General features: G+C 67.0%; 13 protein-coding genes and 1 pseudogene. 8 read left to right on the top strand and 6 right to left on the bottom strand.

What is annotated here, in order from left to right:
- The first annotated feature begins 127 nt into the window (after positions 1-127).
- Complete coding sequence (locus QM517_RS00150; RefSeq protein WP_259978005.1) at positions 128-466, top strand: sulfate permease; 339 nt, start codon at positions 128-130, stop codon at positions 464-466.
- Between the two features lie 111 nt (positions 467-577).
- Entirely contained in the window at positions 578-898 is a 321-nt protein-coding gene (locus QM517_RS00145) for a helix-turn-helix domain-containing protein (protein WP_259978006.1), read from the top strand.
- Between the two features lie 221 nt (positions 899-1,119).
- Here the strand turns inward: QM517_RS00145 and QM517_RS00140 are convergent, their stop codons facing one another.
- The 6 genes from QM517_RS00140 to QM517_RS00115 form a co-directional block, all read right to left on the bottom strand.
- The gene (locus tag QM517_RS00140; RefSeq protein WP_283284294.1) at positions 1,120-4,122 is read right to left on the bottom strand and encodes a hypothetical protein; all 3,003 of its coding nucleotides are present in this window, start codon (positions 4,120-4,122) and stop codon (positions 1,120-1,122) included.
- Between the two features lie 170 nt (positions 4,123-4,292).
- Entirely contained in the window at positions 4,293-4,736 is a 444-nt protein-coding gene (locus QM517_RS00135; protein WP_283284292.1) for a hypothetical protein, read from the bottom strand.
- A 409-nt stretch (positions 4,737-5,145) separates the two neighbouring features.
- Positions 5,146-6,120 (bottom strand): aldo/keto reductase, encoded by a 975-nt coding sequence (locus tag QM517_RS00130; protein WP_283284291.1) that lies wholly within the window; start codon positions 6,118-6,120, stop codon positions 5,146-5,148.
- Positions 6,121-6,182: 62 nt separating this feature from the next.
- Positions 6,183-6,455 (bottom strand): DUF2255 family protein, encoded by a 273-nt coding sequence (locus QM517_RS00125; RefSeq protein ID WP_283284289.1) that lies wholly within the window; start codon positions 6,453-6,455, stop codon positions 6,183-6,185.
- Between the two features lie 97 nt (positions 6,456-6,552).
- The gene (locus QM517_RS00120; RefSeq protein WP_283284287.1) at positions 6,553-7,206 is read right to left on the bottom strand and encodes a flavodoxin; all 654 of its coding nucleotides are present in this window, start codon (positions 7,204-7,206) and stop codon (positions 6,553-6,555) included.
- A gap of 30 nt (positions 7,207-7,236) precedes the next feature.
- A complete protein-coding gene (locus QM517_RS00115) occupies positions 7,237-8,091 on the bottom strand; it encodes an aldo/keto reductase (RefSeq protein WP_283284285.1) in 855 nt (284 codons plus the stop codon).
- A gap of 192 nt (positions 8,092-8,283) precedes the next feature.
- Here QM517_RS00115 and QM517_RS00110 point away from each other — a divergent pair, with 192 nt between their 5' ends.
- The 6 genes and pseudogenes from QM517_RS00110 to QM517_RS00085 all read left to right on the top strand — a co-directional run bounded on the left by QM517_RS00110 (position 8,284) and on the right by QM517_RS00085 (position 13,188).
- Positions 8,284-9,150, top strand: coding sequence for a helix-turn-helix domain-containing protein (locus QM517_RS00110; protein WP_283284283.1), 867 nt, complete (start codon positions 8,284-8,286; stop codon positions 9,148-9,150).
- A 183-nt stretch (positions 9,151-9,333) separates the two neighbouring features.
- A complete protein-coding gene (locus tag QM517_RS00105; RefSeq protein WP_283284281.1) occupies positions 9,334-9,639 on the top strand; it encodes a transposase in 306 nt (101 codons plus the stop codon).
- Positions 9,636-10,109: an IS3 family transposase gene (locus QM517_RS00100; protein ID WP_283284279.1), complete on the top strand. Its 474-nt coding sequence runs from the start codon at positions 9,636-9,638 to the stop codon at positions 10,107-10,109. Before QM517_RS00105 ends, QM517_RS00100 begins: the two co-directional genes overlap by 4 nt.
- A 542-nt stretch (positions 10,110-10,651) precedes the next feature.
- On the top strand, positions 10,652-12,079 hold the full coding sequence (ltrA, locus tag QM517_RS00095) for a group II intron reverse transcriptase/maturase (protein WP_228179573.1): 1,428 nt from the start codon (positions 10,652-10,654) through the stop codon (positions 12,077-12,079).
- 106 nt (positions 12,080-12,185) lie between these two features.
- Positions 12,186-12,662: pseudogene (locus QM517_RS00090) on the top strand (transposase); the annotation flags it as partial.
- Between the two features lie 199 nt (positions 12,663-12,861).
- Positions 12,862-13,188, top strand: coding sequence for a DUF6221 family protein (locus QM517_RS00085; protein ID WP_283284277.1), 327 nt, complete (start codon positions 12,862-12,864; stop codon positions 13,186-13,188).
- Positions 13,189-13,223: the final 35 nt, after the last annotated feature.

Below are 13,223 nucleotides of genomic sequence, written 5' to 3'. Positions count from 1 at the left end.
TCGGCGTATTCTGTGTGCAGGCAGTTCCTTTCGGCGCCGTCGCTTGTTGCGAAGGCATGACCGCACCGCTGGCCGGGTTGGTCCTTCTAGTTACTCGCTGCCGAGTCACTAGGAGAGGACCGCCCTCATGATCCGGCTGCTCTGGACTCTCAGCGTCCGTACCCGCGCATTCCTGCGCCGCTATATGCCGACTAACATTCTGCTCGACACGATCCGCACCCGCCGCGGCCTCAAGTGGGGTGTCCCCGCGATGCTCATCGCCGTCCCCTATCTGCTCGCTGCCGCCGCCTTGGCGGCCGTGGTCGCCGACGGCGGCCCTGGTTGGCTGAACGTCCTGGTCGTGCTGTTCATCTGGAACGCCGCGAAGTTCGCGTTCATCGGCCCGGTGAGCCTCATCCTGCTGGCCCGGACCCGCCTGCACGAAGCTCGCGCCCGCCGCGCACGGAGCCGCTACGCCGTCGTCTGACACGACCGCTCTCTACCCCGGTCAAACGGGCAGCCTCTCGCCTAGTGGATAACGGTATTATCCCCTTGTGGGCGAGGCGAGACGACGAGGCGACTCCGGCAGAATGGAGGGGTGCCTGAACACGTTCGCCCCGACCTGCCTCCGGGGGTCGGTGACGCCGTGAGCGCGTTCGGCTACGGGGTCCGGGTCGCGATCATTGGCTACATCCACGAGCACGGACCAGCCACTCGCGGACAGCTCGCGACCGCCCTGGGCCTGGTGCCCAAGACCGTGCAGTTCCACCTCACCGGCTTGACCGCGCTCGGCGTCGTCGTCCCTGACCCAGCTCCCGAGCTCGCCCGTCGCGGACAGCGCACCCGATATAGCATCGATGCCGCGCGGGTGCTCGATCTGTACGCCGAGCTCGGCAAGCACCTGGGCATCGGCGACTGAACCCTCCCGGCCCTGACTACCCCGGAGAGCGTCGCGATCCGCTGCGAGTCAATCGTGCCGCCGGCCCAGGGCTGTGCTTCTGGTGGCGGCGCTGCGTTCTACGCGATCACGCTCCAGGTGTTCGAGGCGTTCGGTCGCTGCTCTGACTGCGCGACCGTCAACTGACGCGTAGGTGAAGGTGCGGGCACGGTCAACGACCGTGCCCGCACCTGTGTCTGCGATCAGCGCTGCTCGTCGAACAGTGCCAGGAAGTCCTCGTCCTCCTCTCGCACGTAGCCATTGCGCTCGCGGTAGATCGCCAGGCGACGGCCGAACCACAACGTGAGCACGCCGGCCAGGGCGAAGATGCCGCCAGCGATGCCGAACGGGAGCATCCAATCCCCGGCGCCGGTCAGCGCCAGCGACGGCGGCAGGTCCGGCGTCTCGGGCGTCTCCGGAACGGGGATCACGGCCGTGGTCTCGTTGGGCGCTCCGCATAGGCCGCGGTGGATCTCAGTGCCGTTCTCATCGAACAGCGTCTCGATCCAGTAGTAGGTGCCGACCTGCTCGAACACCACTTCCTCGGAGGCGTACTCGCCGGGGCCGTCCAGCGGCATCGGTTCAGTGCGGAACGCGAGTTCGTCGGCCGTGCAGGTCGCCGTCTCCCCGTCCTCCCGGTATGCCTCGAAGACGAGCGTGGTGCCGTCCGGGACCGTCCCGCTGACGCGGGCGAGGTCATGCGCGGGCTCGCCGAGGGTGACCTCGGCGACGGCCTGCGTCGTGACCGTCAGCTGCTCGGGCTGCTCGGTGACCACGGTGGTCTCGCCGGGGGCGCCGCAGGTGCCTTGCACGAGGATCGTCCCGTCCGCGTCGTAGAGCGTCTCGATCCAGTAGACGTTGCCCGGCTGGTCGGTCGTGGTCTGGCCCGAGGCGTAGACGCCCGGCTGGGTGACCGGGATCGACTCGCTCTCGTAGAGCACGGTCGTGCAGTTCGGCTCCGCGTCGACCGGCTCGGGGCCGTAGGCGCGGAACTGGAGGTACGTCCCTTCGGGGATCGTGCCCTGCACCAGGGCCGTGTCCGCGAACGGCTCGCCCACGCGCGCGGTCGCCGTCGCCTGGGTGATGACCGTGACCGGCAGCTCGACTTCCGGCGTCGGCGGCACGAAGAACCGCTCCAGCACGTCGGCGGGCGAGGAACGATACGGCTGCACCCGGTCGTCACCGTCGAAGGTCGTGACGAGGACGTAGAAGCCGGGCTCGGTCGGAGTGATTCGGTCGGCATCGGTATAGCCGAGTCGGTACACGCCGTTGCGCGCCGGGGTCGTGATCGAGGTCAGCACGGGCGCGTCGGACAGCTCGAGGTCGTCTGTGAGTACGTCGTCCGTCGCGAATGGCCCGTACACGGTGTGAGTCACCTCGTCGTTGTCGGCCTGCCAATACCCGTCGCCCTCGAACTGCCCGTGGTTGGCCGGGAAGCCCGTGACCGTCACCGTGTCGAACGCCCTGCCGCCGGAGTGGACGTTGTACTCGCGCATCAGCGAGGTCGTCGTGATCGGCCAGCGCACGGAGGTCGTCTCGACCGTGATGCCGTAGTCGTCGGTCCAGTCCGCGGCGAGGTAGTCGCGCACCCACTCCGGCTGTGTCGCCGTGTGCGCCCGCCACACCCAAGTCACGAAACCGCCCTGCGGCGCCACGACCTCCGGCGATGTGTACACACCAGGACCGTCCGCGGTGATCGTGACGGTGCCCAGCGGCACCGCCCCGGCGTCCGCGAAACTCGCCTGCGCCGGCGGCACCGTGCCCGGCACCTGATAGGCGGTGCCCTCGAACACGACCGGGATGTACGCGCCGTCGCGCTTGAGCCACGCGCCGTTCGTGCTGGAGACCGTGATCGTGTCGGTCAGCGCGTCACCGGGCACCGCGAGGTGCTGGTCCGCCTCGGAGACGGCGACCGGCTGGAACGGGACGACGCTGCTCTCCGGCACCTGCCCGAAGCGATCGGTGAACGAGTCGGTCAGATACCGGCCGTTGGCGCCCTGGGCCGCCTTGTCGATCGTCCAGACCCAGGAGTAGAAGCCAGACTCAGCCGCGGTCACCGTGCCGGGCGAGGTGTACGAGCCGGCGCCGGTCAGTGTGACCGTCTCCTGACCGGCCACCGGCGCGCCGGCCGGCGCTGCATCGGCCTCGGCGGGCTGCTCATCGAACGGGCCGAACAGCGTTCCCGTCGCGGTGATCGGGACCGGCACGCCGTCGAGCCTGATCCAAGTCCCCTTCGTCAGCGTCACGGAGAGCTGATCGGTGAACGTGTCGCCCTCCGCGACGAAGCGGGAGGACACCTGCGTGGCGATCTGCGGCTGAAAGTCCAAGTCGATCATGGGCGTCCGCGCCTGGGCCGACAGCCCTGTCGAGGAACCAGCGACTGCCGCAATGAGACGCTGCGCTCCCGGCGTCGTGTAGAGGTCGACCTGCGCCCCGTACCCGGCCGCGGCGACGCTCATGCTCGCCTCGATTCGGTAGGACGGCGCCTCGTCGGCAGGGGTTCCCGTGATGCCGTACTGCCCGACGCCGAGCGTGCGCGACGTCGACCCGTCCGCGAACACCGCGCCCGCGAGCGTCGCCCCACCCTGCAGCGACACCGGGTGCGCGGCGACCGTCAGCGTGCCAGCGTATTGATCCGACATGGCGATGCTCAGCGACAGCGACGGATCGGTGACCGCGTTGACCGCGGCCTCCTGCCGCATGACCGCGAGGTTCGCCAGGATCGCGCCGCGCACGCCTACGGGCGCTCGGGCGACGTAGTAGTCATCGCCCGACATCCCGTGGCTGTTGTAGACGCCCGGATCGGCGACCGACCACACGTAGAGCGCGACCGCCGCGGTGAGGGTGGGATCGCCCGACTGGCCCCACCTGTCCAGCACGTAGTTCAGCTCCGCGAGCTGCTGGCGGGAGAGCGAGTCCAGGGAGGTCACCGTCTGCGGCCCAGACGTGGGATCGAACGGGGAGTTCGCGCCGAGGTCGATGCAATACCCCTGCCGACCGTCGACGTCCGTGTTGTATGCCCCAAGGAAACCCGAGTCACCGTAGTAGCCGGTCCCCAGGCTGCCCGCGTGCGCCGGGGCCGCACCGAGCACGACCGTACCCGCCAGCACGAGCAGCGCGACGAGGATGGCAGCGAGACGACGGATCACCGCGCCGGGCGGATGCACACCGCGGGGCTCGGGTGGCGATGCGATCGACGTTGACATGGGTCGTCCTCCTGACTCTGCAAAGGACGGTGGGAAGCGACCGTCCTCAGAGCAGGTGCGCGGATCGGCCCACACGACGTCGCGCAGCCGAAACCGAAGTCAGGTGGCAAGCAGGTCTGAGAGTGCTATACGAGCGATGCGTTACCGGACTTCCGGTTAGGCAGAGACGGTCAAAGCACATGACCCTGCGGCGGGGTTCGAGCGTCCCGCCTTGGACGTTGGAAAGCATCCGCATGAGAGCTCTGATTGCGCACCTTGCGCGTCCACTTCTCGACTTCCACCAGCAGTCCAGCAAGGTCTTCCGGAAAGGTCTCGCCATGCCGCTCTAGCGCCCACACATGTGTTCCGTCTGCCTGGCGGGTGATGCGTTCGGCTCGCCACAGCCATGAAACAGGCAGGCGTTCTGGATCAGACCAATCCCTCCCGGCGGCGTACTGCTCCTCGATTGCGAACCGGGCGCGGGAGTGCTCGGCAGGATAGAAGACGAAATGCCCAGCGCCGAACGTTTCGGGATCTTCCTCCAACAGGCTCACGTCCTCGCTGTGGCGCCGTGCAATGCGCCGAAGCCCGTCGTCAAGCATGAGCATCGCCTGCGTCAGGCGCTCGTCGCTCACAGCACCCACCTCATCTCGCCGGTTCACGAGAAGCAGGTGCGTAGGAACGATCGGGACAGCGCCGAGCGCCGGTTGCATCGCGAGGGCTGTCGACCATTAGGACGCACTGCCCTGTGCCGAGTTCTTCCGGACTCTGCGAACGAACTGGCTGTTGCTCGGAGCACCCGCAGCTACCTGGGTCAGAGATTCCATGTGGTGGTTCGCTGCGATCTCCCATTCTTTCTGCTGCAGATATGCCTTCTGACCAGGCAGGTAGTGCACGGTTGTCGACCGCGCGGTCGACCCGTCCGTTGCGGGATCATGCTCGCCGCAGTTTGGGGGCACGGTTTTCGTGGGTCGGTCGTCGGCCTGTCGAGAATTCGTCGGCGGCCACCGAGAGGCCGCCAGAAGCGATCGTTTTCCGGCGCCTCTAGAATCCGCCGGCATCGCGGACGCGGTAGTGCTCGTTCAGTGCCGTGAGCTCGGCGTCGGTGAGCTCGATGTCGACCGCGGCGGCTGCGTCGTGGAGGTGGTGTGGTTTGGTCGCACCGATGATGGGCGCTGTCACGACGGGGTTGCTGAGGACCCACGCCATGGCGATCTGCGCCATAGGAACGTTTCGTGCCTCGGCGATGCGTTGCACGGCGTCGATGACGGGCCGGTCACGTTCGGGGTCGTTGAAGAGCTTGTTGCCGATCGGGTCGTCGGAGGAGCGCTTGGTCTGCTCGCCTGCGGGCCGCGCGACTCGTCCCTTCGCGAGGGGGCTGTAGGGGATGCTGCCGACGCCCTGGTCGGCGAGCAGTCCGAACATCTCCCGTTCCTCCTCGCGGTAGAGCAGCGAGTACTGGTCCTGCATGGAGACGAATCGGGTCCATCCATGCAAGTCGGCGGCGTGCTGCATCTTGGCGAACTGCCATGCCCACATCGCGGATGCGCCGAGGTAGCGGACCTTGCCTGCCTTCACGAGATCGTGTAGGGCCTCCATGGTTTCCTCGACCGGTGTCTCGGGGTCGAAGCGGTGGATCTGGTACAGGTCCACGTAGTCGGTGCCGAGTCGGCTGAGGGATGCGTCGATCTGCTGCATGATCGCCTTGCGCGACAGGCCGCTGTCTCCGGGGCCGTCGCCGACTTTGATGAACACCTTGGTTGCCAGCACGATTTCGTCGCGATGGGTGAAGCGGCGCAGCGCCTCGCCGACGATCCGCTCAGAGTCGCCGTATGAGTAGACGTTTGCGGTGTCCCAGAAGGTGATGCCCTTGTCGAGCGCCTGCTCGAAGAACGGGAGGGCGTCACCCTGCCGCAGCGTCCACGAGAGGTGTCCGCTCGCGGGGTCGCCGAAGCTCATGCATCCCAGGGCGATGCGGCTGACCTTCAGGCCGGAGTTGCCGAGTCGTGTGTACTTCATGGTGTTCCTCTCGGTTCGGTGGCCCGCGAATGGTGGCCGCATGCGATGTGGGGCCGATCCGTTTACTTCGGGCCGATCCGGAGCGTCGTTCCGAGGGCGATCGGGCGGGTGATCCGCCGGACGCCCTCGCTGGAGCTGCCGTACTTCGCCGCATAGGCGGCGTCGATCTCGGCGTCGTGCTCATCGTCTCGAATGAACGTGACGTCCGTGGAGACCCCGCCGGACTCGATATAGCCTTCGCCGTGGATCTGTGTGCCGCGGAACCAGGCTGCGTCGGGGCCGTTCACCGATCGGACGTAGAGCTCATCGCCGATCCGCACCTGCCAGATGGTCACGAGGTTGCGGAGGCTGCCGTCGTCGCGGCGTCCGGCGATGCGGCGTCCGGCGATGCGGCGCCGATCCTGTCAAGCTCGTCCTGGGTCCAGCTGGTGCTCATTTCTGTGCTTCCTTCTTGTCGAGGCCGACGTGTGCGAGCCATCGGGCGACGTCGTCGGTGGCGTCGGTCGCGGTTTCCCCCTGGACCGCGAGGCCCTCGCCGATGGTCGCGGCGCCGAGCCGCTTCGTGTAGTCGTCCACGACCGATCCGAAGTCGCTGACGGCGTAGGTGACGAACGGCAGCACCCGCTTGCCCGACCAGTCCACGGCGTCGGCGAAGGTCCACATGATCATCGGCGCGCGCACGTTCCAGACCGGGCTGCCGAGGACGATGGTGTCATAGTCCTCGAGCGAGGGGATGGTGCCGGCGATCGCGGGGCGGGCGTCCTGCTGCTCCTCGCGCACATTGCGGGCGACGGTCTGCTCGTAGTCGGCCGGGTAGGGGTCGGCGGCCTCGATGCGGAACACGTCGCAGCCGATCCGGTCGGAGATCATGCGGGCGACGACCTCCGTGTTGCCGACGTCGAGAGTGCGGCGGTCGCCGTAGTAGTAGTTCTCACCGGCGCGGGAGAAGTAGACCAGCAGCACGCGGCCGGAACCCGATGCGCTGCTAGTGGGGGTGCTCATCGGGCGCTGCGCAAGCGGCGGCGCGCAGGCGGCGAGCCCGGCCAGGGCGCCCACGGAGAGCACGCCGAGGGCCGTGCGCAGCATGGCACGCCTCGACGGGTTCGGCCGCAAGGGTCACGCCTCCGCGCGTCCGGTGAGCCAGCGGACCATGTCGGGGTCGGCGTGGGAGAAGAACTGCGACTCGCCCTGATCGAGGGTGGCGATCTGCGCCATGTCGCCGTCGGTGAGCTCGAAGTCAAGCACGTCGATGTTCTGCTGCATCCGCTCCAGCCTGGTCGACTTCGACACGACGACCACCTCGCGCTGCACGAGCCAGCGCAGCATCACCTGAGCTGGACCCTTGCCGTACTTCTCGCCGATGGAGGTGAGGATCGGGCTGCTGAACAGGTCGTTCTTGCCCTCGGCGAACGGCGCCCACGCCTCGATCTGCGTTCCCTCTGCCTTGAGCAGCTGCTGATAGTCGGTCTGCTGCTGGAACGGGTTGGTCTCGACCTGGTTCACGGCCGGGACGACGTCGCTGAACGCGATGAGGTCGACGAAGCGGTCCGAGGCGAAGTTGGAGACCCCGATCGCTCGGATGCGGCCCTCCGTGTACAGCCTCTCCATCGCCCGCCACTCGCCGTAGTAGTCGCCGAACGGCTGGTGGATCAGGTACAGGTCCAGGTAGTCCAGACCGAGCTTCGTCATCGACGTCTCGAACGCCTCCACCGCGCCCTGCTCGCCACGCTTCTGAATCCACAGCTTGGTGGTGATGAATAGCTCCTCGCGCGGGACACCACTCGCGGCGATCGCGCGGCCGACGGCCTCCTCGTTGCCATAGGAAGCGGCCGTGTCGATCAGCCGGTAGCCCGCTGTGACCGCATCGCGGACCGCCTGCTCGGTCTGCTCCGCCGGGATCTGGAAGACGCCGAAGCCGAGGATCGGCATCTCAACACCGTTGTTCAAAGTGACGGTAGGGATGCTGCTCATGAGGGAGTTCCTTTCGTAGGACGGTCGGGGTGACCACCGGAGGTCATTGAGCGCGGTGTCGGGGTTCGCAAAGGACAAGAGCGCCGGCCTGTAACCATGCAACATCCTTCTGACGCTGCGGACCAGACCGGGCTCTTTGGTGTACTGACAGTGCCTGTTAGGACTCCGCGCCGCGGACCTACGCTGGGGTGTATGGATGCCCGAGCCGAAGCAAGCGACTTTCTCAAGAGTCGCCGTGCGCGGCTCACTCCTGACGCGGTGGGTCTGTCGCCGGCGGCCACCGGCCGGCGCGTCAAGGGTCTGCGCCGCGAGGAGGTCGCCACTCTCGCCGGGGTGAGTGCTGAGTATTACAACCGCATGGAACGCGGCATGCTCGACGGCGTATCCGAACCGGTGCTCCATGCCATCGCCCGCGCACTGCGTCTCGACGAGGCCGAGCTGACGCACCTGTTCGACCTCGCCCGATCCGTCTCCGCGACGGCGACCCCGTCGGCGGCCCGCCGGCCCTCCCGCCCACGGACCCGTCAGATCACCCAACGGCTGCTGGACGGCATGACCGAGATACCCGCGTATGCGCGGAACGACCGATACGACATCCTCGCGATGAACCGGCTCGGCGCGGCGCTGCTGCCCGGCCTGAAGACAGACCACCCCAACCTGGCGCGCTACATCTTCCTCGACCCCCACGCACAGACCTTCTACGCCGCGTGGGAGCAAGTCGCCCGCGACACCGTCGCCGCTCTTCGGATCGAGGCCGGCCGCAACCCTTTCGACCGCGGCCTCACCGACCTGATCGGCGAGCTCAGCACCCGCAGCGACGCCTTCCGCACCTGGTGGGCCTCGCACAACGTCCGACTGCACACCAGTGCCACCAAGACGTTCCATCATCCCGAGGTCGGCGACGTCGAAGTCACCGGAGAAGCGTTGAACCTCGCAAGCGAGCCCGGGACCACGATCATCGCCTACACCGTCGAGCCCGCATCTCGATCCGCCGAAAACCTCCAACTCCTCGCGAACTGGATGAATGCGGCCGAGACCCCACGAACCCAACAGAGCTAACGACACCACGCCCAGGACTGGCGCACCACCTCATTGGCTCCAATCGTGCGGAGCTGTCAGTCGCGGAGCGGCGGGAGGGCTCTCGACGGCGAGCTGACAACCTCTGCGGGCAGCGGGCGTGAGGAACGGATCGGTGACAACTGATCGTTAGTGTCGGGAGGCGCTGACGGGGAGGATGTCATCATGCCCGGTCCCTATCCCAGAGAGTTCCGCGAAGACGTTGTCGCGGTCGCTCGCAGCCGCGAGAGCGGCGTCACCATCAAACAGATCGCCATCGACTTCGGCATCAGTGAAGCAACCCTGCAGAACTGGCTCCGCCAGGCCGATGTTGAAGACGGCAATCGACCTGGTCAGACCGCGGCGGACGCGGCCGAGGCTCGGGAGCTGAAGAAGCGGATCCGGTTGCTGGAGCAGGAGAACGAGGTCCTCCGCCGTGCGGCGGCGTATCTGTCGCAGGCGAACCTGCGCCTTGGTGGCTCCCCAAAATGACGTACCCGCTCGTTGCTGAGCTCGCCGAAGCGGGGATTCCCGTGACGGTGTCGTGCCGGGTCCTCAAGCTCGCAAGACAGCCCTACTACCGGTGGCGCAACGCCCCTGTCCGGGACGCGGACGTGCTCCGCGCGTATCGGATCAACGCGCTGCATGACGCGCATCACGACGACCCGACGTTCGGGTATCGATACCTTGCCGACGAAGCCCGTCGGGCGGGATGGCGGATGAGCCGGCGGACGGCGTGGAAGCTGTGCTCGCAGGCCGGGATCCTCTCGTCCGCGCAGCGCCGGCGACGTGGGAAGGGCAAGAAGGCCGGCCCGCCGGTGTTCGACGATCACGTGCAGCGGGTGTTCCGCGCCGATGCCCCGAACCGGCTGTGGCTCACGGACATCGAGCGCCACGAGGCGCTCTTGAACCTTGCGGTGGTGAAAGGACACCGCTCGGCGTCTGTCGCAGCAGGCGTGTGATAGCTGGAGGACGATCTGGCCCGTTGGCGTGAGCGGGTTGGGTGGAGCAGTCCTCGACAACGACGAGTCGTGCCAGAACTGCCAGATGGTGCGGGCTCGGCTAGCGAGACGGAGAGGCATACGGATAGGAACCAGTGGCTGAAAGCCTCTCAATACGAGACCACCGACTCCAACCTGGCGGATGCGGGTCGGGTTGCATCGCGCACCTTCACGGCTTCGGCGGTGAGGGGAACTCCTGGGCTGGGTGATGTCGCCGGTCGGGAGGCCACGGTGAAAGCCTGCGGCGTAGCCGTGGCGAGGATGCTGGGGCATAACTGGGTGCCGATCCCGTCGAAGGGTTCGAGAGTGAACGTGGGAACTATCCCGGCCTCGCCGGAGGTGCGTCGCCGCCAGCGACGACACCGAGGGCTGAGCGCACGGCCTGCTGATCGGGCCGGGATGGGACGGAGGGCCCGTAGTAGTCCGAGGCCGGGAAAGCCGGCCGCATGGCGAAGGGGTCCAGTGTGATCGCAGGATCGACAAGCAGTAAGGGAGACACAACCGTGAATGCGGATGTTCCGTGGCCAGCCGATACTCAGGAGGCGTGGGCGCGGGTACTGAGAATGCAGACGAAACTGCACCAATGGGCGACGACCGACCCCGGTCGTCGCTTCGATGATGTGTTCAACCTGGTCTATGACCCCGGGTTCCTCGTTGCGGCGTGGAGCCGGGTGGCGGGCAACAAGGGAGGCCGCACCGCCGGAGTCGACGGAATCGCCCCGCGATCCGTCCCGCCGGAGAAGGTGCACGGGATGCTCGCCGAGCTGCGCGAGAGCGTGAAGCACGGCGAGTTCGTCCCAGAGCGGGTGCGTCAGAAGTCGATCCCGAAAGCGAACGGCAAGGTCCGCAAGCTCGGGATTCCGACGATGACGGACCGGATCGTTCAGGCCTCTTTGAAGCTGGTGCTGGAACCGATCTTCGAGGCCGACTTCCAGCCGTCCTCGTACGGGTTCCGGCCGCGCAGGCGGGCGCAGGACGCGATCGCGGAGATCCACTACTACGCCTCACGTGGCTACGTGCAGGTGTTCGAAGCGGATATCACCGCGTGTTTCGACGAGATCGACCACGACGCGCTCATGCAGCGCGTCAGGGCGCGGGTCGTCGACAAGCGTGTGTTGCGTCTGGTCCGCGGGTTCCTGAGAGCGGGCGTCCTCAGTGAGGACGGCGTGAACAGGGACACGTTCACCGGCACCCCGCAAGGCGGGATCTTGTCGCCACTGCTGGCGAACATCGCCCTGTCCGTGGTGGACGAGCACTTCCAACGCAAGTGGGACATGCTCGGCCCGCAATGGTCGCGCACGAAGCATCAACGCGCCGGGGGCGCGACGATGAAGCTGGTCCGCTACGCGGACGACTTCGTCGTCCTCGTCCGCGGCACCCGCGAGGATGCCGAAGCGCTCTGGGACGAAACAGCCACCGTGCTCGCGCCGATGGGTTTGCGCCTGTCGGTCGAGAAGACGACGGTCACGCACATAGACACCGGGTTCGACTTCCTCGGGTGGCGCATCCAGCGCCGCCGGATCAGAGGTCATGGCGGGAAGACCGCGATCTACACCTACCCGTCACGGAAGTCGCTGGCTTCCATCCGGGACAAGGTGCGGACGCTGACCCGCCGGGCATCCCATCGAACGCTCGCCGACCTGCTGCGCCGCCTCAACCCGGCGCTGCGGGGCTGGTGCGCCTACTTCCAGCACGGCGTGGTCAAACGCGTCTTCACCGTCATCGATCACTTCGCCTTCTGGCGGATCGTGGGCTGGCTGAAGAAGCGGCACCCGAAGCTGAATATGCGCACCCTCGTCAGACGGCACCTGCCCCGGTGGCAGATCCGCGCCGAGGGGATCGAGTTCTTCCGTGCCTGGCAGGTCCCCGTGACCCGCTACCGCTACCGAGGAACCCGCATCCCGAACCCCTGGGCGAGCGTCACGGCGTGATCGCATGGAGAGCCGGATGCTCAGGAATGGGCACGTCCGGTTCGGAGGGCGGCCAGCAGAAACCCACCCGGCGCAAGCCAGACAGGGCGCTGCTGGCCGACCCTACACGGAGCATCGCACGAGCGAAGGCAAGCTCTACTGCTGCGCGATCAAGGACGTGTTCTCCAACCGCATCGTCGGCTACTCGATCAGCGACCGGATGACCGCGAAGCTCGCCGTCGATGCCGTCCGCAACGCAGTCGCGCGCCGCGGTGAGGTTGCCGGTTGCATCCTGCATGCCGATAGGGGCAGCCAGTTTCGTAGCAGGGCGATGGCCCGCGAGCTGCGCCGTCACGACATGGTCGGATCGATGGGCCGCGTCGGCGCGGCCGGGGACAACGCCGCCATGGAGAGCTTCTGGTCACTGCTGCAGACAAACGTGCTCAACCAGCAGCGGTGGACGACCCGGCAAGACCTGCGGCTCGCGATCGTCGTGTGGATCGAGCGGAAGTATCACCGCCAGCGAGCCCAGGACACCCTCGGCGGGTTGACGCCCATCGAATTCGAAGCCAAGCTAGCCGAGCCGCACACACTCGCGGCCTAAACCGAAACTGTCACCAGTTCGTTCCTCACGCCCAACCGCTGACCGTCTGGTGCAACTCCTCTATCGCACTGGGCAATGTCGGCTGACTTCGCAGTTATGGTGTGCGCGAGTCCGAGCAGGAGTTGGTGCAACGGGTCGTTGCACCAACTCCTGGGTGTGCGATGCTGGCAGGTTGCTCTCGATCGAGGGGGAGGTAGCCATGACGAGCGAGGCGACGGCGCTGGTGGAGTTTCTGCTGGGGAGGGTCGAGGAGGATGAGCGGATCGCGGACCATGTCGCGGCGGTGTCGCCGACGGCTGATATCGGGTTCTGCGTGTGGGCAACGCAGTTCGCGTTCGACCCAGAGCGGATGATCGTCGCGATCGACTATCAGCGCGTGCGTGCCGAGTGCGCTGCCAAGCGCCGGATCGTCGAGGCGTTCCGCACTGCCGCGCCCGCGACGGCAGAGACGCTGGAGGTGGTGCTGCGGGAGCTCACGTTCGCCCATGCAGATCACCCCGACTACCGGGACGAGTGGCGAATCTAGCGAAGTCGTGCGATGTCTAGCTTTTCCCTAGACTT

The organism is Microbacterium sp. IEGM 1404 (assembly GCF_030056775.1).
In the GTDB taxonomy this organism is placed as follows: Bacteria; Actinomycetota; Actinomycetes; order Actinomycetales; family Microbacteriaceae; genus Microbacterium.
The sequence above is the reverse complement of the archived record's forward strand: the minus strand, read 5'-3'. Positions and strand labels throughout refer to the sequence as shown.

Excerpts from the sequence above, each read along its gene's own strand:
- QM517_RS00150 (WP_259978005.1), top strand. The coding sequence starts at position 128 with ATGATCCGGCTGCTCTGGACTCTCAGCGTCCGTACCCGCGCATTCCTG.
- QM517_RS00140 (WP_283284294.1), bottom strand. The coding sequence starts at position 4,122 with ATGTCAACGTCGATCGCATCGCCACCCGAGCCCCGCGGTGTGCATCCG.
- QM517_RS00130 (WP_283284291.1), bottom strand. The coding sequence starts at position 6,120 with ATGAAGTACACACGACTCGGCAACTCCGGCCTGAAGGTCAGCCGCATC.
- QM517_RS00120 (WP_283284287.1), bottom strand. The coding sequence starts at position 7,206 with ATGCTGCGCACGGCCCTCGGCGTGCTCTCCGTGGGCGCCCTGGCCGGG.
- QM517_RS00115 (WP_283284285.1), bottom strand. The coding sequence starts at position 8,091 with ATGAGCAGCATCCCTACCGTCACTTTGAACAACGGTGTTGAGATGCCG.
- QM517_RS00110 (WP_283284283.1), top strand. The coding sequence starts at position 8,284 with ATGGATGCCCGAGCCGAAGCAAGCGACTTTCTCAAGAGTCGCCGTGCG.
- QM517_RS00105 (WP_283284281.1), top strand. The coding sequence starts at position 9,334 with ATGCCCGGTCCCTATCCCAGAGAGTTCCGCGAAGACGTTGTCGCGGTC.
- QM517_RS00100 (WP_283284279.1), top strand. The coding sequence starts at position 9,636 with ATGACGTACCCGCTCGTTGCTGAGCTCGCCGAAGCGGGGATTCCCGTG.
- QM517_RS00085 (WP_283284277.1), top strand. The coding sequence starts at position 12,862 with ATGACGAGCGAGGCGACGGCGCTGGTGGAGTTTCTGCTGGGGAGGGTC.